The sequence below is a fragment of the Pseudomonas lyxosi genome (assembly GCF_047758685.1).
Classification (GTDB): Bacteria; Pseudomonadota; Gammaproteobacteria; order Pseudomonadales; family Pseudomonadaceae; genus Aquipseudomonas; species Aquipseudomonas lyxosi.
On the sequence record NZ_CP180481.1, the window covers coordinates 5,711,416 to 5,731,874 of the forward strand.

23 protein-coding genes are annotated in these 20,459 nt (G+C 60.3%); 13 read left to right on the top strand and 10 right to left on the bottom strand.

Annotated features, from left to right (window positions below; translation table 11 throughout):
* Positions 1-125: 125 nt before the first annotated feature.
* Positions 126-1,040: a LysR family transcriptional regulator gene (locus ACMXYI_RS26195; protein ID WP_415769731.1), complete on the bottom strand. Its 915-nt coding sequence runs from the start codon at positions 1,038-1,040 to the stop codon at positions 126-128.
* A gap of 151 nt (positions 1,041-1,191) precedes the next feature.
* On the opposite strand from ACMXYI_RS26195, the gene ACMXYI_RS26200 reads away from it, so the two are divergent.
* Genes ACMXYI_RS26200 through ACMXYI_RS26210 form a run of 3 tightly spaced genes read left to right on the top strand, consistent with a single transcriptional unit; the run spans position 1,192 to position 3,785 of the window.
* Positions 1,192-1,890: a CoA transferase subunit A gene (locus ACMXYI_RS26200; RefSeq protein ID WP_415769732.1), complete on the top strand. Its 699-nt coding sequence runs from the start codon at positions 1,192-1,194 to the stop codon at positions 1,888-1,890.
* A gap of 36 nt (positions 1,891-1,926) precedes the next feature.
* On the top strand, positions 1,927-2,592 hold the full coding sequence (locus tag ACMXYI_RS26205) for a CoA transferase subunit B (protein ID WP_054051104.1): 666 nt from the start codon (positions 1,927-1,929) through the stop codon (positions 2,590-2,592).
* Positions 2,593-2,603: 11 nt separating this feature from the next.
* The gene (locus tag ACMXYI_RS26210; RefSeq protein ID WP_415769734.1) at positions 2,604-3,785 is read left to right on the top strand and encodes an acetyl-CoA C-acetyltransferase; all 1,182 of its coding nucleotides are present in this window, start codon (positions 2,604-2,606) and stop codon (positions 3,783-3,785) included.
* A gap of 266 nt (positions 3,786-4,051) precedes the next feature.
* Here the strand turns inward: ACMXYI_RS26210 and ACMXYI_RS26215 are convergent, their stop codons facing one another.
* Entirely contained in the window at positions 4,052-4,654 is a 603-nt protein-coding gene (locus ACMXYI_RS26215) for an NADPH-dependent F420 reductase (RefSeq protein ID WP_415769736.1), read from the bottom strand.
* 111 nt (positions 4,655-4,765) lie between these two features.
* Here ACMXYI_RS26215 and ACMXYI_RS26220 point away from each other — a divergent pair, with 111 nt between their 5' ends.
* Positions 4,766-5,662, top strand: a complete 897-nt coding sequence (locus ACMXYI_RS26220; RefSeq protein ID WP_415769738.1) for a LysR family transcriptional regulator — start codon at positions 4,766-4,768, stop codon at positions 5,660-5,662.
* A 112-nt stretch (positions 5,663-5,774) separates the two neighbouring features.
* Here ACMXYI_RS26220 and ACMXYI_RS26225 read toward each other — a convergent pair whose 3' ends face one another.
* Positions 5,775-7,094, bottom strand: coding sequence for an Nramp family divalent metal transporter (locus ACMXYI_RS26225; protein ID WP_415769740.1), 1,320 nt, complete (start codon positions 7,092-7,094; stop codon positions 5,775-5,777).
* 156 nt (positions 7,095-7,250) lie between these two features.
* On the opposite strand from ACMXYI_RS26225, the gene ACMXYI_RS26230 reads away from it, so the two are divergent.
* From ACMXYI_RS26230 to ACMXYI_RS26240, 3 genes are all read left to right on the top strand, one after another.
* Positions 7,251-8,045 (top strand): hypothetical protein, encoded by a 795-nt coding sequence (locus tag ACMXYI_RS26230; RefSeq protein WP_415769742.1) that lies wholly within the window; start codon positions 7,251-7,253, stop codon positions 8,043-8,045.
* 58 nt (positions 8,046-8,103) lie between these two features.
* Positions 8,104-9,015, top strand: coding sequence for an aromatic amino acid exporter YddG (gene yddG / locus ACMXYI_RS26235; protein ID WP_415769744.1), 912 nt, complete (start codon positions 8,104-8,106; stop codon positions 9,013-9,015).
* A gap of 84 nt (positions 9,016-9,099) precedes the next feature.
* Positions 9,100-9,774 carry a glutathione S-transferase family protein gene (locus ACMXYI_RS26240; protein WP_046049595.1) on the top strand — a complete coding sequence of 225 codons (675 nt, stop codon included), beginning with the start codon at positions 9,100-9,102 and terminating at the stop codon, positions 9,772-9,774.
* Positions 9,775-10,087: 313 nt separating this feature from the next.
* On the opposite strand, the gene ACMXYI_RS26245 is transcribed toward ACMXYI_RS26240, so the two are convergent.
* The gene (locus tag ACMXYI_RS26245) at positions 10,088-10,456 is read right to left on the bottom strand and encodes a DUF6124 family protein (RefSeq protein WP_403139720.1); all 369 of its coding nucleotides are present in this window, start codon (positions 10,454-10,456) and stop codon (positions 10,088-10,090) included.
* A 554-nt stretch (positions 10,457-11,010) separates the two neighbouring features.
* On the opposite strand from ACMXYI_RS26245, the gene relB reads away from it, so the two are divergent.
* The 3 genes from relB (at position 11,011) to ACMXYI_RS26260 (ending at position 12,294) form a co-directional block, all read left to right on the top strand.
* On the top strand, positions 11,011-11,202 hold the full coding sequence (relB, locus tag ACMXYI_RS26250) for a type II toxin-antitoxin system RelB family antitoxin (RefSeq protein WP_007902309.1): 192 nt from the start codon (positions 11,011-11,013) through the stop codon (positions 11,200-11,202).
* Entirely contained in the window at positions 11,192-11,461 is a 270-nt protein-coding gene (locus ACMXYI_RS26255) for a type II toxin-antitoxin system RelE/ParE family toxin (RefSeq protein ID WP_415769746.1), read from the top strand. Before relB ends, ACMXYI_RS26255 begins: the two co-directional genes overlap by 11 nt.
* 245 nt (positions 11,462-11,706) lie before the next feature.
* Positions 11,707-12,294, top strand: coding sequence for a hypothetical protein (locus tag ACMXYI_RS26260; RefSeq protein ID WP_415769748.1), 588 nt, complete (start codon positions 11,707-11,709; stop codon positions 12,292-12,294).
* 3 nt (positions 12,295-12,297) lie between these two features.
* Here the strand turns inward: ACMXYI_RS26260 and ACMXYI_RS26265 are convergent, their stop codons facing one another.
* The 3 genes from ACMXYI_RS26265 to ACMXYI_RS26275 form a co-directional block, all read right to left on the bottom strand.
* The gene (locus tag ACMXYI_RS26265) at positions 12,298-13,014 is read right to left on the bottom strand and encodes an alpha/beta hydrolase (RefSeq protein ID WP_415769750.1); all 717 of its coding nucleotides are present in this window, start codon (positions 13,012-13,014) and stop codon (positions 12,298-12,300) included.
* Between the two features lie 189 nt (positions 13,015-13,203).
* The gene (locus ACMXYI_RS26270) at positions 13,204-14,316 is read right to left on the bottom strand and encodes a succinylglutamate desuccinylase/aspartoacylase family protein (protein ID WP_415769752.1); all 1,113 of its coding nucleotides are present in this window, start codon (positions 14,314-14,316) and stop codon (positions 13,204-13,206) included.
* Positions 14,317-14,517: 201 nt separating this feature from the next.
* A complete protein-coding gene (locus ACMXYI_RS26275; protein WP_415769754.1) occupies positions 14,518-15,297 on the bottom strand; it encodes an ABC transporter substrate-binding protein in 780 nt (259 codons plus the stop codon).
* A 259-nt stretch (positions 15,298-15,556) separates the two neighbouring features.
* Here ACMXYI_RS26275 and ACMXYI_RS26280 point away from each other — a divergent pair, with 259 nt between their 5' ends.
* Positions 15,557-16,189: a type 1 glutamine amidotransferase gene (locus ACMXYI_RS26280; RefSeq protein WP_415769755.1), complete on the top strand. Its 633-nt coding sequence runs from the start codon at positions 15,557-15,559 to the stop codon at positions 16,187-16,189.
* A gap of 110 nt (positions 16,190-16,299) precedes the next feature.
* Here the strand turns inward: ACMXYI_RS26280 and ACMXYI_RS26285 are convergent, their stop codons facing one another.
* Positions 16,300-16,734: a rhodanese-like domain-containing protein gene (locus ACMXYI_RS26285; protein ID WP_415769757.1), complete on the bottom strand. Its 435-nt coding sequence runs from the start codon at positions 16,732-16,734 to the stop codon at positions 16,300-16,302.
* Positions 16,735-16,835: 101 nt separating this feature from the next.
* Here ACMXYI_RS26285 and ftrA point away from each other — a divergent pair, with 101 nt between their 5' ends.
* A complete protein-coding gene (gene ftrA / locus ACMXYI_RS26290; protein ID WP_415769759.1) occupies positions 16,836-17,810 on the top strand; it encodes a transcriptional regulator FtrA in 975 nt (324 codons plus the stop codon).
* Between the two features lie 125 nt (positions 17,811-17,935).
* On the opposite strand, the gene cobF is transcribed toward ftrA, so the two are convergent.
* Both cobF and ACMXYI_RS26300 read right to left on the bottom strand, forming a co-directional pair.
* A complete protein-coding gene (cobF, locus tag ACMXYI_RS26295) occupies positions 17,936-18,691 on the bottom strand; it encodes a precorrin-6A synthase (deacetylating) (RefSeq protein WP_415769761.1) in 756 nt (251 codons plus the stop codon).
* Entirely contained in the window at positions 18,691-19,263 is a 573-nt protein-coding gene (locus ACMXYI_RS26300; RefSeq protein ID WP_415769763.1) for a histidine phosphatase family protein, read from the bottom strand. Before ACMXYI_RS26300 ends, cobF begins: the two co-directional genes overlap by 1 nt.
* A 341-nt stretch (positions 19,264-19,604) precedes the next feature.
* On the opposite strand from ACMXYI_RS26300, the gene ACMXYI_RS26305 reads away from it, so the two are divergent.
* Complete coding sequence (locus ACMXYI_RS26305) at positions 19,605-20,459, top strand: MurR/RpiR family transcriptional regulator (RefSeq protein ID WP_415769765.1); 855 nt, start codon at positions 19,605-19,607, stop codon at positions 20,457-20,459.

Sequence of the window (20,459 nt, forward strand, 5' to 3'; positions counted from 1 at the left end):
ATCCACCCCTCACCCCAACCCTCTCCCCAGCGGGGAGAGGGGGAAAGGGGGCAGATCTCCATGCTTTTCAAAACTTGAGTTCGACTCTCGGTCGCAGGTCGCAGGACACCTCCCTTGCAACTCGGTCAGTCCCCTCGCCCCTCTGGGGAGAGGGTTAGGGTGAGGGGTGGTTCTCTCAGAATGTCGAACAACGCCTGAGCCGCAGCCGACAGCTCAACCCCAGGCTTCGTCAACACCCCAATCGCCCGCTCCACCACCGGATCACGCAAGGTAATGCACCGCGCCCCGAGTTCCAGCATCTGCCCGACACACAACGCCGGCACCGCACTCACACCCAACCCGCTCGCCACCATCCGCCCAACCGTCGCCAACTGATGGCTTTCAAACTCCACCGGCAATTTCATCCCTCGCGCCTGCAAGTGTTCTTCCAGCATCACCCGCACCGTCGATGGTCGCTGCAAAGTGATGAACGGCTCCGTGAGCAAGGTCTGCCAATCGATGTCTTCCCGCTCGGCAAAAGGAGAGTCCTTCGGCACAACGGCCACAAACCGGTCCATGTACAACGGCGTGAATGCCAGCGATGAACTCTGAGTCGGCTCAAACGCCACCCCCAGCTCAACCTGCCGGTCACGCACCATCTCCAGCACCTGCTCGTTGATCACGTCATTCACCGTGACGTTGACCTTGGGATAGCGCGCGCGAAAGGTTTTCAGGATCGGCGGCAGCAGGTTACCGGCAAACGACGGCATCGCCGCCAGCGTCACACGACCGCGCTGGAGGGTGAAGCGTTGCCGCAGTTCATCCTCGGCGTTATCCCAGTCGGCGATCAGACGACGTGCCAGTGGCACCAGCGATTCTCCCTCCGCCGTCAGCGCGACATTGCGCGTATTGCGGGTGAACAGCCGCCCGCCCAGCCCTTCCTCCAGCGCCTTGATCGTCAGGCTCAACGCCGATTGCGACAGGTGCAACCGCTCGCAGGCCACGGCGAAACTCAAACTCTGGGCCACGGCCAAAAATGCCCTGATCTGCTTGACTGTCACGACCACTGGCTCCAACGTAGTACGGATGATTGATTGGTGAGTTTTATCTATCAATCAACCTTAAAAATCAACTTAACAAATGAATCCTTCAGCGAGACACTCCTATCCCATACGGCTAGCCAGCCGCCCACAAAGAATAAAAGAGGTGCATATGGCAGGTTTCGACAAGCGCGTGAGTTCCTACGAGGAAGCTCTGGCAGGTCTTGAAGACGGCATGACCGTGATCGCCGGCGGCTTCGGTCTGTGCGGGATCCCGGAAAACCTCATCGCCGAGATCAAGCGCAAAGGCACGCGCGACCTCACCGTGGTTTCCAACAACTGCGGCGTCGACGGTTTTGGTCTCGGTGTCCTGCTGGTAGACCGGCAGATCAGCAAAGTAGTGGCCTCCTACGTCGGTGAGAACAAACTGTTCGAAGACCAACTGCTCAAAGGCGAAATCGAAGTCGTCCTGACCCCCCAAGGCACCCTCGCCGAAAAAATGCGCGCTGGCGGCGCCGGCATCCCCGCGTTCTTCACCGCCACCGGCGTCGGCACCCCAGTGGCCGACGGCAAGGAAGTCCGCGAATTCCATGGCCGCAAGTACCTGATGGAAGAGTCCATCACCGGTGACTTCGCCATCGTCAAGGGCTGGAAAGCCGACCATTTCGGCAACGTCATCTACCGCCACACCGCCCAGAACTTCAACCCGCTGGCCGCCACTGCCGGCAAGATCACCGTGGTCGAAGTCGAAGAAATCGTCGAACCCGGCGAGCTGGACCCGGCGCAGATCCACACCCCTGGCATCTACGTCGACCGGGTCATTTGCGGCACGTTCGAGAAGCGCATCGAACAGCGCACCGTGCGTAAGTGATCCCCTGCCCCCGGACCGAATGAAGGAATAACAACAATGGCACTTTCCCGCGAACAAATGGCTCAACGCGTCGCCCGCGAAATGCAGGACGGCTTCTACGTGAACCTGGGCATCGGCATTCCGACCCTGGTCGCCAACTACATCCCGGAAGGCATGGAAGTCATGCTGCAGTCGGAAAACGGCCTGCTCGGCATGGGTCCCTTTCCTACTGAAGAAACCATCGATGCCGACATGATCAACGCCGGCAAACAAACCGTGACTGCACGTATCGGCGCGTCGATCTTTTCCTCGGCCGAGTCCTTCGCGATGATCCGCGGTGGTCATGTCGACCTGACCGTGCTGGGCGCCTTCGAAGTCGACGTCGAAGGCAACATTGCCTCGTGGATGATCCCCGGCAAACTGGTCAAGGGCATGGGCGGCGCCATGGACCTGGTGGCCGGCGCAGACAACATCATCGTCATCATGACCCACGCGTCCAAGGACGGTGAGTCCAAGCTCCTGTCCAAATGCAGCCTGCCGCTGACCGGTGCCGGTTGCATCAAGCGTGTGCTGACTGACCTCGCCTACCTGGAAATCGAAAACGGCGCGTTCATTCTCAAGGAACGTGCACCGGGCGTCAGCGTCGAGGAGATTGTCGCCAAGACCGCCGGTAAACTGATCGTGCCGGATCACGTTCCGGAAATGCAGTTCGCTGCTCAGTGAGGAATCATTCCATGCAAGAAGTCGTCATTGTCGCCGCCACCCGTACCGCCATCGGCAGTTTCCAGGGTGCCCTGGCGAATGTTTCCGCCGTTGACCTCGGCGCTGCGGTTATCCGTCAGCTGCTGGCGCAAACCGGCCTGGACATTGCTGAAGTCGATGAAGTGATCATGGGCCAGGTGCTGACCGCCGGCGCCGGACAAAACCCTGCGCGCCAGTCTGCGATCAAGGCCGGCCTGCCCTTCACCGTGCCTGCGATGACCCTGAACAAGGTCTGCGGCTCGGGCCTGAAAGCACTGCATCTGGCCACTCAGGCGATTCGCTGCGGCGATGCCGACGTGATCATTGCCGGCGGCCAGGAAAACATGAGCCTGTCCAATTACGTCATGCCCGGTGCGCGCACCGGTCTGCGCATGGGTCACGCGCAAATCGTCGACACCATGATCAGCGACGGCCTGTGGGATGCGTTCAACGATTACCACATGGGCATCACCGCGGAAAACCTGGCTGACAAGTACAACCTGACCCGCGAACAGCAAGACGCCTTCGCCGCAGCCTCGCAGCAGAAAGCCACGGCCGCCATCGAAGCCGGGCGTTTTGCCGACGAGATCACGCCGATCCTGATTCCTCAGCGCAAGGGCGATCCGGTCGCCTTCCAGGTTGACGAGCAGCCACGGGCCGGCACCACGGCTGAAGCGCTGGGCAAACTGAAACCGGCCTTCAAGAAGGACGGTTCGGTGACCGCCGGTAACGCCTCGTCCCTGAACGACGGTGCCGCCGCCGTGATCCTGATGAGCGCCGAAAAAGCCAAGGCCCTCGGCCTGCCCGTGCTGGCGAAAATCGCGGCTTACGCCAATGCGGGCGTCGACCCGGCGATCATGGGTATCGGCCCGGTCAGCGCGACTCGTCGTTGCCTGGACAAGGCCGGTTGGTCCATCGACCAGCTGGACCTTATCGAAGCCAACGAAGCCTTCGCCGCACAATCCCTGGCGGTGGCCAAGGACCTGGAATGGGACCTGAACAAGGTCAACGTCAACGGCGGCGCTATCGCCCTGGGCCACCCGATCGGTGCGTCGGGTTGCCGAGTACTGGTGACTCTGCTGCATGAAATGATCAAGCGTGACGCCAAGAAAGGCCTCGCCACCCTGTGCATCGGTGGTGGTCAGGGCGTGGCACTGGCGATCGAACGGGCGTAAAGCGTTCAACAGACGGCGCGGGGACCCACGAATATCCGTTCGCCGCCTGGCAAAACACCCGGTGCGACTCACGTCGCACCGGGTTCTACAGTCAGTCATAAATTTACGCTGCGCCGCAAACTTTGTAGCAGCTGGCGAAGCCTGCGTTCGGCTGCGAAGCAGTCGCCAAACCTGAACACGCGGTACTCCTGATGCACCGCACTGCCTGATTCCACGACTGCTGCGCAGCCGAACGCAGGCTTCGCCAGCTGCTACAGGTTGCGATGTCAGGCGAATTTCACGAGGTTCAGCACCGGCAGCGGCCCGCCCGGAAACTGCACCAGCCGCGCCCCGACGTTCAATTCCCCCAGATCAATCCCGAAGAAGCCCAGCTGTTCAATCAGCGCCGCCACTTGAGCTTTCGCATCGGCATCATCCCCCGAGAGAAACAACACCCGCCGCCCGCCCTCCGCTGCCGGATCGCTTTCCAGAAAACGCGCCTGAAGGTGATTGAACGCCTTCACCACCCGCGCACCAGGCACCCATTCGGCAAACACTTCGCTGGACATCCGCCCCTGCAAATCCACCGCCTTGAACGATGGCGCCTCGATTGAGTTGTTGGCGTCGATGACAATCCGTCCGCCAAAATCCGGCAGCCCGGCGAGCGCGGTCGGCAACTTCGACCAGTTGACCGCGACCAACACGATGGCTTGTGCGGCGGCCTCCTCGCGGGTTCCGGCACGCGCCGTTGGCCCGAGCTCTTCCACCAGCGAGGCCAGGCTTTGCGGGCCACGGCTGTTGGCGATCACCACTTCAATGCCTTGACGTGACAGTGCTCTGGCAAAGGCTGCGCCGATTGCGCCGGCGCCGATGATTCCGATGGTGCTCATGGTTGTTCACTCCGAGGGTTGTCGTTGGAGTGAATACTGCACTTGCCATTAGCGCTTGATTAGCGGGTAATGTTTTGAATGATTTTCAAGCATGACTAGCAGGTGCCTGCCATGGAAACCCTCGCCAACCTGGAATCTTTCGTCCGCAGTGCCGAAACCGGCAGTTTCTCCGCCGCCGCACGGGTGCTCGCGCTGACCCCTGCCGCTGTCAGCCGCAACGTGGCGATGCTCGAACGTAACATCGGCGTGCGGCTGTTCCAGCGCTCGACCCGCAAGCTGTCCCTGACCGAAGCCGGGGAACGCTTTCTGACGAGCATCGGCGGCAATCTGGAAGCGTTACAGACAGCAATCAGCGCAGTGAGCAGTGATCAAGGCGAGCCGGCGGGCGTGCTCAAAGTCAGTCTGGCGCCGACGTTTGGCATCGGTCATGTCTTGCCACTGCTGCCGGCGTTCCTGGCGCGCTACCCGCTGATTCGCCCGGAATGGCACTTCGAAAACCGCCCTGTGGATTTGATTGCCGAAGGGTATGACGCGGCCATTGGTGGCGGCTTCAAGTTGACGCCCGGGGTGGTGTCGCGGACGTTGGCGGCGGCGCATGTGGTGGCGGTGGCCTCTCCCGCCTACCTCGCAGGACGCAGCCTGCCCGACAGTCCGGCAGACCTGTCCGGACATACCGGCATTGTGATGCGCGGCACCCGCACCGGGCGGATTCGCCAATGGCTGATGCACGATGGCGCGGGCAACGAAGTACCGGCCAATCTGAATGAAAACATTGTGCTCAATGATCCGGCCGCCATGCGCGAAGCGGCGATACTCGGCCTGGGCGTGACACTGCTGGTGTTACCGGATGTGCTGACACATATCCAGCGTGGCGAACTGGTGCGCCTGCTGCCCGACTGGCACGCTGATGCGGGACCGATTTCGCTGTACTACCCGAGCCGGACGTTGATGCCGGCCAAGACCCGGGTGTTTATTGATTTTGTCGTTGAGGCGTTTAAGCACAATTGATCGTTCCCACGCTCCGCGTGGGAATGCAGCCCGGGACGCTCCGCGTCCCTGCCGAAGCGGACGCGGAGCGTCCATTGAGGCATTCCCACGCAGAGCGTGGGAACGATCACGGTTAAGCCAAAAACTGCAAGATCAACCAGCTATTCGCCCCGCTGATCACCACAAACAACCCCCACGCCAGCACCCGCGTCGGCCACCGATTCACCAACGGTCCCATCAATTTGTGATCGTTGGTCATGCGAATCAGCGGATATAACGCAAACGGCAATTGCAGACTCAACACCACCTGACTCAACACCAGCAGCTTACCGATCGCGTCGTCGCCCATCATCCAAACACCAATGAACGCCGGGATCAGCGCCAGCCCGCGCGTGAGCAATCGTCGTTGCCAGCAGGGAATCCGCAGGTTCAGGAAGCCCTCCATGATCACTTGCCCAGCGATGGTCCCGGTGAAGGTCGAGCTCTGACCCGAAGCCAGCAACGCGACGCCAAACAACACACTGGCCAGCGCCCCGCCCACCAACGGGTCGAGCAGATGATAAGCGTCCTGGATGTCGACCACGTCGGTATGTCCGGTCTTGTGGAACGCCGCCGCGGCGAGGATCAGGATGGCCGCGTTGACCAGCAACGCCAGGGCCAAGGAGCCGATGGTGTCGATGCGCGCCAGTTTCACCGCATCCTGCTTGCTGGCCAGGTCCTTGCCGATCCTCCGGGTCTGCACGATGGAGGTGTGCAGGTACAAGTTATGCGGCATCACCGTGGCCCCGAGAATACCGATGGCCAGGTACAGCGGCGCGGCATCGCCGATGGCGGCCAGTGACGGCGTGAACCCCCGGGCGACGTCCGGCCAGTAGGGTTTGATCAGTAGCAATTCAACGAAGAAACACACGCCGATGGTGCCCACCAGCACCAGCATGATCGCTTCGAGTCGGCGGAAGCCACGGTTTTGCAGGGCCAGCACCAGCAAGGTGTCGAACGCCGTGAGCGCGATGCCGAAAGTCAGCGAACAGCCCAGCAGCAAATGGAACGCCAGGGCGCAGCCGAGCACTTCGGCCAGGTCAGTGGCGATGATCGAGATTTCCGCCAACACCCACTGGGTCCGTGCGGTCCGCGTGCTGTAGCGCTCCCGGGACAACTGCGCCAGATCACGCCCGGTGGCAATGCCCAGGCGCGAACACAAACACTGCACCACCATCCCCGCCAGGCTCGCCAGCAGCACCACGAACAACAAGCTGTAACCAAACCGCGAGCCGGCCTCGATGGCGGTCGCCCAGTTGCCCGGGTCCATGTAGCCGATGGACACCAGCAAGCCAGGACCGGCAAAGCGCAGCATCCGGTTGAAGAACGAGGCGCGGGGATCGACGGCAACGCTGCCGGCCACTTCCGGCGGACAGAACGGCGCCGTGGCGGTTTTTGGCAAACTGAATTTCACACAAACATCCAGAAACAAGTGGGAGGGGGCAGCTTAGACGTTTCACCCTGCGCCCCCAAGGGGCAGTAGCTTTGTATACAAAATCCGGCAATCTATAGAGCAATCCACCGTCCGCAATGCTAACGTTGCTGCCTCACTCAGGTCGGAGGTGCGTGCGTGCTGCTACTCAAACTGCTGGTCATCCCAGGGTTTCTCTTGTTTATTTCCCTGGCCGGTAAACGCTGGGGACCGAGTGTCGCCGGTTGGCTGTCGGGGTTGCCGGTGGTGGTCGGGCCGATTCTGTTCTTTCTCGCCATCGAACAAGGCCCAGAGTTCGCTGCTCAATCGGCAACGGCAGCGCTATCGGCGATGTTCGCGATGATTGCCTTTTGCGTGACCTACGCTCAGGTTGCACAGCGCGCGGGTTGGCCGTGGGCGCTGGTGATTTCGCTGTTGGTCTGGGCCACGGCGGCCGTTGTGCTGTCGTTGATTCTGCCGTCCCTGGTGTTCTCGGTGATCGCCGCCGCGACCGCTCTGCTGGCGGCGCCGTATCTGTTTCCCTCGGTACAGCCGATCGTTTCAGGCCCGGCGCCGAAGTCCGACAAATTGCTGTTGCGCATGATTGCCGGCGCCCTGCTCACCCTCGCTGTCACGTTGCTAGCCAGCACCGTTGGTGAACGCTGGAGCGGTCTGCTCGCGGTGTTCCCGGTGCTGGGCAGCGTGATGGCGGTGTTCTCCCAGCAAACCCGCGGGCCGGCGTTTACCGCTGCGTTGTTGCGGGCCACCGCTACCGGGATGTATTCGTTCGCCGCGTTTTGCCTGGTGTTGGCGCTGGCCTTGCCAGGCATGGGTTTGAGCGCGTTCGCCCTGGGCGTCGCGGTGTCAGTGGGTATGCTCGGGGTGACCAAGCGTTTGTTGGCCAAGCCGGCGAGCCCGATACCGGACGCTGGACGTACGGCGATCAAACGCTAAGCTGCTTGATGTCATCGGGCCAGGATGGTCGCCCGCTCATCGCGCTGAAGGAACAGACATGACTCCGCTTCGAAACAGCCACAGCGCGACGGCCGTCGGCGTGATTGCGATAGTGCTCTGGTCCTCCCTGGCTTTGCTGACCACCCTCACCGAAGGTATTCCACCGTTTGAACTGCTGACACTGGGTTTCGGCGCGGCGTTCGCGGCGAGCCTGGTGATTCTGGGCCGACGCGGGATCGCAGGGTTCACCAGTTGGCGCCAGCCTTGGGCTGTATGGGCGACCGGGTTCGTCGGAATTTTCGTTTATCACGCGCTGTACTTTTTCGCGCTCAAAGCCGCTCCGGCGGCCGAAGCCAGCCTGATCAACTACCTTTGGCCACTGTTGCTGGTGTTGCTGTCGGCGTTCTCGGTCGGAGAAAAACTGCACAAGCGACAATTGCTCGGCGCACTGCTGGGCCTGGCCGGCACGGCCTTCATCATGCAGCAGCGTGCCCCGAATGCTGATGCCGCGATGCCCATCGCCGGGTATCTCGCGGCGTTCGGTTGTGCGCTGATCTGGTCGGTTTACTCGGTGATCAACCGCCGGTTCAGCGAAGTACCGAGCAGCATCATTGGTGGCATCTGTGGGTTGGTCGCCGTGGCCGGACTGGTCTGTCACCTGGCCTTCGAAACCACGGTACAGCCCGACGTCAGCCAATGGACCGCGATTGTCGTCCTCGGGCTTGGACCGGTAGGGCTGGCTTTTTTTGCCTGGGATCACGCCACCAAACACGGCAGTCTGGCGACGCTGGGGGCGCTGTCCTACCTGGCGCCGCTGATTTCCACGTTGTTGCTGATCACCGTGGGGCGCAGCCATGCCAACCCGATTCTGATCGTCCCCGCGCTGCTGATTATCGCCGGCGCCGTCATCGCCACGTCGCGATCAACTGCCAAAGTCCCGATAACACGTTCGATAGTTTCGAACGAGTAAAGCAAAAAGCTTGCACATCATTCGAACGGGTTTACTTCAACATCAGCCTCAGATGAACACCCATCACTGACTGAGGCCTACACCATGAAGTTCTTTTTCCACCCTTCGCCCAACCCGATGAAAGTCGCCCTGCTGCTCGAAGAACTGCAAACGCCCTACGAATTGATCGGCGTCGACACCTTCAAGGGCGAGCAACACCTGCCGGCCTTTTTGGCGATCAACCCGAACGCCAAGGTGCCGGCCCTGGTCGACGGTGACGCCACCGTCTTCGACTCCCAGGCGATCCTGCTGCATCTGGCGCAGAAACATCAGCGCTTCCTGCCGACCTCCGTGGCCGGGCAAGCCGAGTTACTGTCCTGGCTGATGTTCATCGCCACCGGGCTGTCGCCATTTTCCGGCCAGGCGGTGCATTTCCTGCACCACGCGCCGGAAGACCTGGCGTATGCGAAAAACCGCTACCTCAAGGAAGTCGAACGCCACTACCGCGTGCTCGATCAGCGTCTGGCCGACCATCAGTACCTGGCCGGCGACACCTACAGCATCGCCGACATGGCGCTCTGGGGTTGGGCCAATTACGCGCCGTACATCCTCGGCGAGAACGGCCTGGCGGCGTACCCGAACGTCAAGCGCCTGTTCGATGAAATCAGCGCCCGTCCGGCCGCCCAACGTGCCCACGGTCTTAAAGAGAAACTGGTGCTGAAGGCTGAATTCGACGAAGAAACACGTCGCAACCTGTTCCCGCAGAACCAGGCGCAGTAACCCATTCACAGCATTCGAAGGTGATGAAATGAGATCAGCTCGCAGCTGGCACTGTTGAAGGGGAACTTGAGGGTGAAGCTAATTGCGTCGGTCATCAAAGGTGCTCCAAATGGGGAGCCCTGATGATGTCGCTTGGCGTCGATGCTGGATTCTAATCGGGTTTAAGGAAGGGATTTCGTGTGCGAACTTCGCCGCTACGGGACTGATGACCTGATTGTGGTGTAGGAGCGAGGCTTGCCCGCGAAGAACGATAACGCGGTGTGTCAGACCTGACGCCTTCGCGAGCAAGCTTCGCTCCTACAGTGCCTGGCGACTACCCAGGCTTGTGGTTATCCAGTACGCGATTGACCGCTAACTCACCCAACATGATCACCCGTTGCAGTACCAGCATCGTTTGGCGTCGTGGGCCGTCCGTTAAGTCGGTGAGATCGTTGACTATGGCGCTGGCTGCTGCCAACGATTCGCAAGCCTCGACGAGCAACGTTTCGTCATCCACCGCTGCGTCGATGGTGAAAATGGTGCTGGGTTTGCGGGGCGGTATCTGCGTTTTCGACGCCCCGGGGTTGAGGTAAAAGCTGAGTGCGCGGTCGGCCGCCTCGTTCATTTTCTTGGGGTCAAGATCAAGAAAGGCGTCGTAGGGTAACGGACTGGTATTCGGGGGGTTGGGCGTAACTTTGAACATAGATGGAACTCCGATGCTACTTAATTGGAGCCATCACCATCTCGCTACCAAACGGAGGGTGGCGGCCATACGGAGGTTGGTAGACCGGGCATCGGAACCGGCGCCCCCGGAGGAGCCCTACGCATGGCCACCATGAAACCGCAACCCTGGGAAAGGACCGCCAAAGGTGACGCTATGCGTCGATGCTACGGGTCTACCAAACCCGATCACTGTTTTTCAGTGACAGGGAAACGATATAGCCCGCCCCACAGCCGCACAAGCCAGCGGATTCTGGCGTACGCGTAGGCAACGGCGCAAGGCGTTGTAGCCGTTAGGACGTAACAACGAGTGTCTTTAAACGCGTACGTTAAACGCATGAAAGCGTTCAAAAAATTGAGGAGGTGTCCGACATTTTTTAGGGGTTGGCTGTCGCAAGCGAGAGGTTTAGTGTGGTTGCTCCCATCAGGTAGAGACATGGGACCACGTGGTGCTTGGCAGGGTGCACTTCATCTTGACACCCACGACACTGAGCCACATACCGATTAGACTGCTAGCTATTGATTCCGGAGGTCACTATGAGCGCCGAACTTTCCCCCATCGTTTCAGAGTTTGAAACCGAAGAGCAGGCCGCCAGCTACGACCGTTGGTTCCGTGCCAAAGTGCAGGCGTCGCTCGATGATCCACGCCCGAATGTCCCGCACGATCAGGTAATGGCTGATATGCGATCCCTTCTCGAAGCCAAGCGCAATAAGCGCGATGCTGGTTGAGTGGCGGCCCGAAGCGCGGGCTGAACTGTGGCAAATCATTGATTATATTGGCGACCGCCACCTTGTAGCCGCGAGCGAGCTATACCAAGCCATCGAGGCTGCTACCTCAGCCCTTCCGCAACATCCCTACCTTTATCGATTTGGTCGTGTACCCGGTACGCGGGAAATTGTTGTGCACCCCAATTACTTGGTGGTCTACCGGGTGACGGATCGAATCGAGATCGTGACCGTTTTGCATGCCAGGCAGGAATACCCCTGACTCCCAATCAGGGCTGTTTGCTATGGTCTGTGCAAAAGTTTTCCAAGAATCGAGGTCGCGTCCGACATTTTTTTGGGGAGTGTTGCGGTGTGGCCGCACCGTAAGCAAACAGTGAACCCATCTTTCCATCCCCGCTAAGCTGGCCAAAGGAACGTGACCGTCCGTTAGACTGCGCTGGAATGCGCCGCAACCTCCATGGGATGATCGCCCCCCACCGCGAGACCGACCATCCCTGGAGTTTCTGAATGTCTTTGTTGAGTAAAAAAACCGTTGTCCTGTTGCTGACGGCGGTAGCCAGTCTGGGAGCGCTGAATGCGCAGGCCGCCAAGGCCACTGCCAGCGATACCGCGCCCGCACAGAAAGTCTCGATGCTCGGCGGCAAGTTCACGTTCACCCTGCCTAAAGGCTTCGTCGCCAACCCGTTGCCTGCCGGCGACGCGGCCACCGGGACCGCCGGGGCCACGGGCACCATGTACACCAATCAGGCGACTAAAACCGTAGTGATCGCCGCTGAAAACACCATCCCCGGCGGCCTCAACGTCAAAGACAACGACGGTAAGTTCCTCGACTCCGTGGCGTCTGACTTCGCCACCGAACAAGCCACGGCGCTGCCGGACTTCACCAAACTCAGCGAAAAAAGCCTGACCCAGAAAGGTACCGGCCTGGGATTGCGGCAGATCGACAGCACCGCCACCCAGGGCGGCGGCAAAACCCTCGACACCACAGTGATGGCCGCGTCCAACACGCGCATGGCGATCGTTCAGGTGATTTCCCGCCTCAGTGACAATGCTGGCCACGAGACGCTGGTCAAGCAGATCGTCACCGGCAAGTAAGCATCAGGGATTGAGGCGCTGCAACCAGGCGCTCAGGTCCTGCATTTCGGTGGCAGTGATGCTGTGACCGACGCCAGGGTAGGCATGAAATTCAGGCTTGAGTGACAGGCTTTGCAACAGGCTGTCGGCGTCCGTGCCGTCAATGTACGGAAGGCGTTTGTCCGCTGTGCCATGACCGATGAAAATCGCCAGCTTCTGGCGCTTTTCATCCGGTTTCAGTTCGGACCTGAGCACCGGCAGAATCCGCCCGCTCAACGCCGCGATCCCGCCCACCGCCTCGGGATGACGCAGGGCCACCTCGTAGGACATGATCGCGCCCTGGCTGAAACCCACCAGGAACACCTTGTTCGGTTCGGTGTGATATTTCTTCGCCGCCTGTGCGACAAAATCCTGCAGCACCTGGCCGCTGGACTTCAGATCATCGGTCTCACCGTTGTAGGCACCGTTGCCCTTCTCGCGAAACCACTTGTAACTGTCCTCCTCCATCACTATCGGTGCGCGTACCGACAGGTAGTTGTATGACGCGGGCAATTCATCCTTGATGTCGAACAGGTCCTCCTCGTTACTGCCGTAACCGTGGAGGAAAATCACCAGGGGCTGATTGCGCGATTCGGGGTTGGCCTGCTCCAGGTATTTGAGCGGCAGATCGGTTTGCAGCGGGGTTTGAGCGTGGACGGCGGCGGACGCCAGGAGTGTCAGCAGAGCGAGAAACTTCAACATAAACCTTCCTTCACAGAGCGCAGGATTCGGGGCAGAGCCTAACACTGTGAAGCTTGCCGGGGATTGATCGTTCCCACGCTCTGCGTGGGAATGCCTCAACGGACGCTCCGCGTTCGGCTTCTGGGACGCGGAGCGTCCCGGGCTGCATTCCCACGCAGAGCGTGGGAACGATCAGCGATCGGGGAAACCTCAATCGTTAATGAGTTTTCCGACCCGAATCGGCTCACGCCCCGCGACCTTCGCCTGCCAGGTGCCCGGCTGCGTATAGCGCCCGCGATCGATGGCAAACAACACGCCACTGGTCCCGGCGCAAACTGTGGTAACTCGATCATTCAACGGATCAACCACTTCAAACAGCGCATCGCCCTTCTCCACCCACTCACCCGAATCGCGCAGGAAACTGACGACCCCATGATGCGGCGCGAACAGGTATTGGGTGCCTTCGAACGGCATGCCTTCACAGCATTCGCTCGGGGCCGCAGGCCAAGTGCCTTTGATGAAACCCTGCTCGGCGAGGAACCCGAGAATCGCCTCGCAATTGGCCTGAGCCTGATCGACTCGCGTATCACCCATGCTGCCCAGCTCCAGCGTCGTCGCCAGGTTGGCCGGCGGAATCGCGGCCTCAGGGAAAGCCCTTGCCAGACGCAACCACGGCGTTGAACACGATTCATCGAATGAGCTGCCGCCGGAATCTTCACAGAGCAACGCCACCCCAGCCTTCAAACGCGCCGCCAGGGATTGCCACTGCGGCCAGTGTTGCGGCAAGGCATACAGATGAATCGCCGCGTCGAAATCACAATGCAGATCGAGGGTGAAGTCGGCCTCACAGGCGTGGCGCAGCAGCAAGCGGTGCATGGCTTCAAGCTGCGAGGCCGGTGCCGGCAGGCCGTCGAGTACCTGGCCCATGGTCTGGCGAATCAGCGCAATGTTGGCAGCCGCATCACTGCCCAAGCGATCACCGATCAACTCGGCCACCGGTGCGCTGAGTTCAACGAAGGAGCGGTTGAAGTTCTTGCCGCTACCCAGCTCGAAGCGGCCCATGTGGCTGCCTTGCAGGTGCTGATCGAGGCCGATGGGATTGGCCACCGGGACCAGTTCGATCACGCCCTGCAACTGACCCTGGGTTTCGAGTTCGGCCAGACGCTTCTTCAGCTCCCACGCCGTGCGCATGCCCGGCAGTTCATCCGCGTGCAGACTGGCCTGGATGTAGACCTTGCGAGTGCCCGCGCCAAAACGAAACACGCTGAGGGTGCGTTCGGTGCCCAGGTGGCTCCAGGGCAGTGAATGATCGATGCGTTGCATGAGAACTCCTGAATATCTGAACGGCGAAAATCACCTGTGGGAGCGGGCTTGCTCGCGAATGCGATAGGACAGTCGACATGAATGTTGAATGGTAAACCGCATTCGCGAGCAAGCCCGCTCCCACAGGTTTTTCTTCTTAGAAAGAGAGCATAAAAAAAGTGGCAACCGCGTCAACGGTTGCCACTTTTTTGAACGGCGTGATTACTGGCCGTAAACGTCAAAGTCGAAGTACTTGTCTTGCACTTGCTTGTACTTGCCATTGGCGCGGATTTCGGTGATGGCGGTGTTGAATTTGTCCGCCAGCTCTTTATCACCCTTGCGCACAGCAATACCGGCGCCGCCGCCGAAGTACTTGGCGTCTTCGTAAGTCGGGCCGACGAAAGCGAAGCCTTTACCGGCGTCGGTTTTCAGGAAACCGTCGTCCAGGTTGACCGAGTCGGCCAGCATCGCGTCGAGACGACCGGCGACCATGTCCAGGTTGGCTTCCTGCTGCGAGCCGTAACGAACCAGATTGATACCGGCCGGCACCAGCACTTCAGTGGCGAAGCGGTCGTGGGTACTGGCGCGCAGCACACCGACTTTCTTGCCTTTGAGTTCGGTCAGCGGGTCTTTGATGTCGGTACCTTCCTTCATCACGAAGCGCGCCGGGGTGTGGTAGTACTTGATGGTGAAGTCGACGTTCTTTTTGCGATCGTCGGTGATGGTCATGGACGACAGGATCGCGTCGATTTTCTTGACCTTCAGCGCCGGGATCAGGCCGTCGAACTCTTGCTCGACCCAGGTGCACTTCACTTTCATCTGCTCGCACAGCGCGTCGCCGATGTCCACGTCGAAGCCGGTGAGTTTGCCGTCAGGGGTTTTCATCGAGAATGGCGGATAACCGGCTTCGATGCCGAGGCGGATCGGCTTGGCGTCTTCGGCCACAGCCGTCAGGGACAACATCGACAGTGCCAGGGCACCGAACATCACTAGCTTCTTCATTTATAACTCCTGTATGCGGAGGCTTTTATTGGCAGCTTTCGATTGGCTTTCGGTAGCTGCTTCCGATTGGAGAGCACCGAAGTGGCCGGCAGTCTAGAGCGGCTCAAGGAGGGCAAATTGTGTTTAAGCGACAAATACTTATAGAAAAGTGGCCGACGGATTCAAGTCCCTTGAAGCGTGCGCCAAGCCGGTGCAAAGACTGTAGGACAAGCCCTTTTTTCAGACAAAACCTACAAGCAAAAACTACAAGAGAGCCCTTATGCCCACGTTGAACCTGATCCAGCACCACCCCGCCGAAGGTCCCGGCGCCATTGCCGCGTGGGCGGCTTCCCGAGGTTTGACCCTGAACGTGTTTCGCGCCGACCTCGGCCAGTTGCCGCCAGTGAGTGCAGCCCCGGTGATTCTGTTGGGCGGACCTTATGAGTCCAACGGCGGGCCGGCCTGGCTGGAAGCTGAACGCCAGTGGTTGGCGGGCAGCCTGGATCAAGGCGCGGCGGTGTTTGCGATTTGCCTGGGGGCGCAGTTGCTGGCGCTGAGTCTGGGCGGGAATGTGCGGCGGATGGATCGAACCGAAACCGGTTGGACCCGCGTGACGTTCGTCGATGGTCAGCCTCTGAACGTGCTGGAATGGCACGAAGACGCCATCGACCTGCCGCCAAACGCACAGTTGCTGGCCAGCAGTGATCAGTGTGAACAGCAGATGTATTGCGTCGGGCCGACGCGGGTGGGGTTGCAGTTTCATCCGGAGTGGACGGCTGAATCGGTGGCAACGCTCAATGAGCACTTTGCCGACGAGTCTCCGCTGCCCCGGGGTCAACAGGACAGCGCCGCCTATGCAGCCGTGTTCGAGTGGTTGCAGGCGACGCTGGATGGGTGGTGGGCATCCGTTTAGAAGCAAGATCAACAGATCGCAGCCTCGTTTCACTCGACAGCTCCTACAGGGGATCGCGTAGACCTGTAGGAGCTGTCGAGTGAAACGAGGCTGCGATCTTTTCGACTACATCAACATTCGCAACCGATCACAGTGCTGGCAGGCCGTTGCACCGCAACACTCAACTCAAACCCTTCGTCCAGCCACCCGGTCACCCCGCCGATCATTTCCTTGACCGGGTAACCCAGCGCCGCCAGTTTCACGGCAGCCTTGTTGGCACCGTTGCAGTGGGGCCCGGCGCAATACACCACGAACACGCTGGTTTTCGGGTAGGCCGCCAGACTTTCAGCGGTCAGCAGTCGCCCCGGAATATTGATCGCTCCCGGCACATGGCCACGCTCGAAGGCGAGCGGGCCGCGCACGTCCACCAGGACAAAATCCACTTCGCCGGCCTGTTGGCTGCCGTGGACGTCGGAACAGTCGGTTTCGAAGGTCAGACGGTTGCTGAAATGCATCAGGGCGATGGCCGATGGGGCGGCGGGAATCTCGCGGACCAGGCTGGTCATAGGCTGTACTCCAAAGTCTCGGTGGGTGTGGGAAGACTTTATCCGCCCGACGCTTGCGGCTACAGTGGCGCACAAGACACTCACCGGGAACTTTCCGCCAAATGCAGCCCACCCCTGGATTGGTCGCGATTCTGGCCTACGACGGCCTCTGTACATTCGAATTCGGCATCGCCGTGGAGATCTTCGGCCTGGCCCGTCCGGAGTTCGACTTCCCTTGGTACGAGCACCGGATCGCCGCCGTGGATCAAGGCCCGATGCGCGCCATGGGCGGCATTCAGGTACTGGCCGATGGCGGCATGGAACTGCTCGAAGAAGCCCGGACCATCATCATTCCCGGCTGGCGTGATCGCAGCGCCCCGGTGCCTGAGGCATTGATCGCAGCCTTGCGTCAGGCCCACGCACGGGGTGCGCGGCTGTTATCAATCTGCTCGGGGGTGTTCGTGCTGGCGGCCACCGGTTTGCTCGACGGTCGCGGCGCCACAACGCACTGGCGCTACACCGCTGAATTGGCCGAGCGTTTTCCGAACATTCTGGTGGACCCGGACGTGCTCTATGTCGATTCAGGCCAGCTGATCACCTCGGCCGGCAGCGCTGCCGGTATCGATGCCTGCCTGCATTTGGTGGCGCGGGACTTCGGTACGCAAGTAGCCAACTCAGTAGCGCGGCGGCTGGTGATGTCGCCGCAACGCACCGGCGGTCAGGCGCAGTTCATTCCGACACCGGTCAGTCCTACGCCGCGTAGCGATTTGTCCCGCGTCATGCAGTGGGCGCGCGAGCGTTTGCACGAACCGCTGGAGGTGCGCGAGCTGGCGAGCGAAGCGGCCATGAGTGAACGGACTTTCCTGCGCCGCTTCACTGAAGCCACCGGCATGCCGCCCAAGGCGTGGTTGCAGCATGAGCGACTGGGCCGGGCTCGGGAGCTGCTTGAGAGCACGAATCAGAACACCGACCAGATTGCCCAACGCTGCGGTTATCGCTCGGTGGAGAGTTTCCGGGTGGCGTTCCGCAGCGTGGTCGGGGTGCCGCCGTCGGTGTATCGGGAGCGGTTTGGGCGGGAGGTTAAAGCAATCATTTGAGGTGTGTTTGAGGGCCTCATCGCGGGCAAGCCCGCTCCCACATTTAATCCGGTTCTCCCGAAGGAATGCGGTCGAATGTGGGAGCGGGCTTGCCCGCGAAGGCGTCAGCCCCGACACCGATGCACTCAAGGCTTACGCAACAAATAGGTATCCATAATCCACCCATTCTCCAACCGGGCCGCCTTGCGCACTCGCTCGATCTCATCCGCCACATCCTTGAGCTTGCCGCTGATCAGGATTTCATCCGGCGTCCCCAGGTAGGCCCCCCAGTAAATCTCCGTCTCCTGGTCCGCCACCCGATGGTAGGAATCTTCTGCATCCAGCATCACCACCAGGCTGTCGGTATCGCTCACCTGCCCCGCCGCCAAGCGCCGGCCGGTGGTGATTTCAATCGAGCGGCCAATGCGGTTCAGCGGCACCTTATGCTGCGCCGCCAGTGCCTGGACACTGGTGATGCCGGGGATCACTTCAAATTCGAAGACGCACCGGCCCGAGGCCAGAATCGCCTGCAAGATCCGAATGGTGCTGTCGTACAACGCCGGATCGCCCCACACCAGGAAGCCGGCGCACTGGTCGTCAGTCATTTCCTCGCTGATCAACCGTTCGAAGGTCTGTTGCTTGGCCAGGTTCAGGTCTTCCACGCTGGCCTTGTAGTCCACATCACCGCGCTCGCGCTCCGGGCTGTGGGCTTCAACGAAGCGGTAGTCGCGATCGGTGATGTAGCGCTCGCAGATCTCGCGGCGCAGGTCGATCAGTTTGTCTTTGCTCTGGCCCTTGTCCATGAGGAAAAACACGTCGGCGAGGTTCAGCGCTTTCACGGCTTGCATCGTGATGTAGTCGGGGTTGCCGGCGCCGATGCCGATGACCAGAAGTTTTTTCATCAACGTGCTCCCTCAGGGTCAGTGCCCAGCAAGCGTAAGCGCCAGCGGCCGTTGAACCGCAACTCGATGGCCGACAGCGGTTCAACGTCGATCAGGTTGAACGCTGCGCCTTGCAGCACCTGCGTCAGCGCGGCGCGAATGACAAACGGATGGGTGATGGCAACAATGTGTCCCGGTGTGGCCTCCAGCGTTTTCAGCCAAGCGGCCACCCGTTCACCGAGATGCACCACCGACTCGCCGCCGTGGGGCGCCGAATTTGGGTCATCGAGCCAGATCTGCAGCGCTTGGGCTGAGGATTTTTGCAGATCGTCGATCCGCGCGCCGTTCCAGTTCCCGAAATCGCAATCCCTCAATGCCTCGACAATCTCCACGTCGCTGCCGAACAGCTCGGCGGTTTGCCGGGTTCGCAGTTCAGGTCCACACATCAGTCGCGGCGTCCCCTTGAACTGAGCACGACGCGATCCCCTTGCCGATTGCCAATCCATCTCTATGGGCTCATTCGTAGGAAAACACGCCAATTTTTGTGCGACGGTTCGAGCGTGGCACATCAGGGTCAAACGGGTCGCCTGCACGAAGGATCACTCTGTCGATGGAAATTGAAACGGCGTCACGCCGAAAATAATTGCCCAATTGTGCCGCAAGAAGCGCGATCCAGGGCGTTTCGTTTGATCCGGCCATCCAGTTTCGAAAACTTAATACACCTGAAAAAATCGGCGATATCCGACACCACTATGGGCGATGGCCTACAAACTCAGTCGACATCCATGTAGCCCAATGCTCACGGGGTTTTCGCCCTGTTTTGGGGCTTTAAAAAACCATCGAAAAATTCACTAGACATGTTGAGTCCGCTACATAAATACTGTTTTAGCAATTTATGAAATGAAACCGACATATCCATCCAGCAGGAGCCCGGATGCCTTCTCTCAGAGACCTGATCACCGATCCCGGCCTGGACCTTACGCCGTCGGAACGCAAAGTCATCCGTGCCTTGCTGGACCAGTATCCGCGTAACGGACTGGGACCGATGTCACGTTTGGCCGAACATGCCGGTGTCAGCGATCCCACCATCGTGCGACTGGTCAAAAAACTGGGTTTCAGCGGTTATGGCGATTTCCAGGATGCCCTGCTCAGCGACATGGACCACCGCCTCCGTTCCCCCAGCGCACTGTTGCAACCTCGTGCTCATCTTCAGAAAGGCGACGCCTGGAGCCAATATCTGGCGCACAGCTATCGAGCGCTGGTGGACACCCATGCGCTGACCCAACCCGAAGATGTGCGGATTCTGGTGGAATGGCTGCTCGACACCCGCCATCAGGTGCATTGCTTCGGGGGGCGCTTCAGCAGTTTCCTCGCCAGTTATTTACTCAATCACCTGCGCTTGCTGCGTCCGGGCTGTTTCGCCCTGGAAGACAACGCGCAACTGCCCGACCGATTGTTCGACGTGCAGCGTCAGGACGTGGTGCTGGTGTTCGACTATCGCCGCTATCAGTCACAAGCCCTGCGCGTGGCCAATGCGGCGAAAAGTCGATATGCACGCGTGGTGTTGTTCACCGACATCTATGCTTCACCGTTGCGGGAAATGGCCGACCTGATTATCAGTGCGCCGGTGGAGTCGGTGTCGGCCTTCGACTCCCTCGTCCCGGCGCTGGCCCAGGTTGAGGCGCTGATTGCCTGCATCTCCCTGCGCAGTCCGGGTCTGGCCGATCGCCTGGAAGGCATCGACGCCCTGCGGACCGACTTCGACACCCACCTGCTGGAGGATAAATAA

Excerpts from the sequence above, each read along its gene's own strand:
- ACMXYI_RS26265 (WP_415769750.1), bottom strand. The coding sequence starts at position 13,014 with ATGTTGAAGTTTCTCGCTCTGCTGACACTCCTGGCGTCCGCCGCCGTC.
- ACMXYI_RS26260 (WP_415769748.1), top strand. The coding sequence starts at position 11,707 with ATGTCTTTGTTGAGTAAAAAAACCGTTGTCCTGTTGCTGACGGCGGTA.
- ACMXYI_RS26220 (WP_415769738.1), top strand. The coding sequence starts at position 4,766 with ATGGAAACCCTCGCCAACCTGGAATCTTTCGTCCGCAGTGCCGAAACC.
- relB (WP_007902309.1), top strand. The coding sequence starts at position 11,011 with ATGAGCGCCGAACTTTCCCCCATCGTTTCAGAGTTTGAAACCGAAGAG.
- ACMXYI_RS26245 (WP_403139720.1), bottom strand. The coding sequence starts at position 10,456 with ATGTTCAAAGTTACGCCCAACCCCCCGAATACCAGTCCGTTACCCTAC.
- ACMXYI_RS26255 (WP_415769746.1), top strand. The coding sequence starts at position 11,192 with ATGCTGGTTGAGTGGCGGCCCGAAGCGCGGGCTGAACTGTGGCAAATC.
- ACMXYI_RS26270 (WP_415769752.1), bottom strand. The coding sequence starts at position 14,316 with ATGCAACGCATCGATCATTCACTGCCCTGGAGCCACCTGGGCACCGAA.
- ACMXYI_RS26215 (WP_415769736.1), bottom strand. The coding sequence starts at position 4,654 with ATGAGCACCATCGGAATCATCGGCGCCGGCGCAATCGGCGCAGCCTTT.
- ACMXYI_RS26305 (WP_415769765.1), top strand. The coding sequence starts at position 19,605 with ATGCCTTCTCTCAGAGACCTGATCACCGATCCCGGCCTGGACCTTACG.
- ACMXYI_RS26200 (WP_415769732.1), top strand. The coding sequence starts at position 1,192 with ATGGCAGGTTTCGACAAGCGCGTGAGTTCCTACGAGGAAGCTCTGGCA.
- ftrA (WP_415769759.1), top strand. The coding sequence starts at position 16,836 with ATGCAGCCCACCCCTGGATTGGTCGCGATTCTGGCCTACGACGGCCTC.
- cobF (WP_415769761.1), bottom strand. The coding sequence starts at position 18,691 with ATGAAAAAACTTCTGGTCATCGGCATCGGCGCCGGCAACCCCGACTAC.
- yddG (WP_415769744.1), top strand. The coding sequence starts at position 8,104 with ATGACTCCGCTTCGAAACAGCCACAGCGCGACGGCCGTCGGCGTGATT.
- ACMXYI_RS26205 (WP_054051104.1), top strand. The coding sequence starts at position 1,927 with ATGGCACTTTCCCGCGAACAAATGGCTCAACGCGTCGCCCGCGAAATG.
- ACMXYI_RS26210 (WP_415769734.1), top strand. The coding sequence starts at position 2,604 with ATGCAAGAAGTCGTCATTGTCGCCGCCACCCGTACCGCCATCGGCAGT.
- ACMXYI_RS26275 (WP_415769754.1), bottom strand. The coding sequence starts at position 15,297 with ATGAAGAAGCTAGTGATGTTCGGTGCCCTGGCACTGTCGATGTTGTCC.
- ACMXYI_RS26280 (WP_415769755.1), top strand. The coding sequence starts at position 15,557 with ATGCCCACGTTGAACCTGATCCAGCACCACCCCGCCGAAGGTCCCGGC.
- ACMXYI_RS26285 (WP_415769757.1), bottom strand. The coding sequence starts at position 16,734 with ATGACCAGCCTGGTCCGCGAGATTCCCGCCGCCCCATCGGCCATCGCC.
- ACMXYI_RS26240 (WP_046049595.1), top strand. The coding sequence starts at position 9,100 with ATGAAGTTCTTTTTCCACCCTTCGCCCAACCCGATGAAAGTCGCCCTG.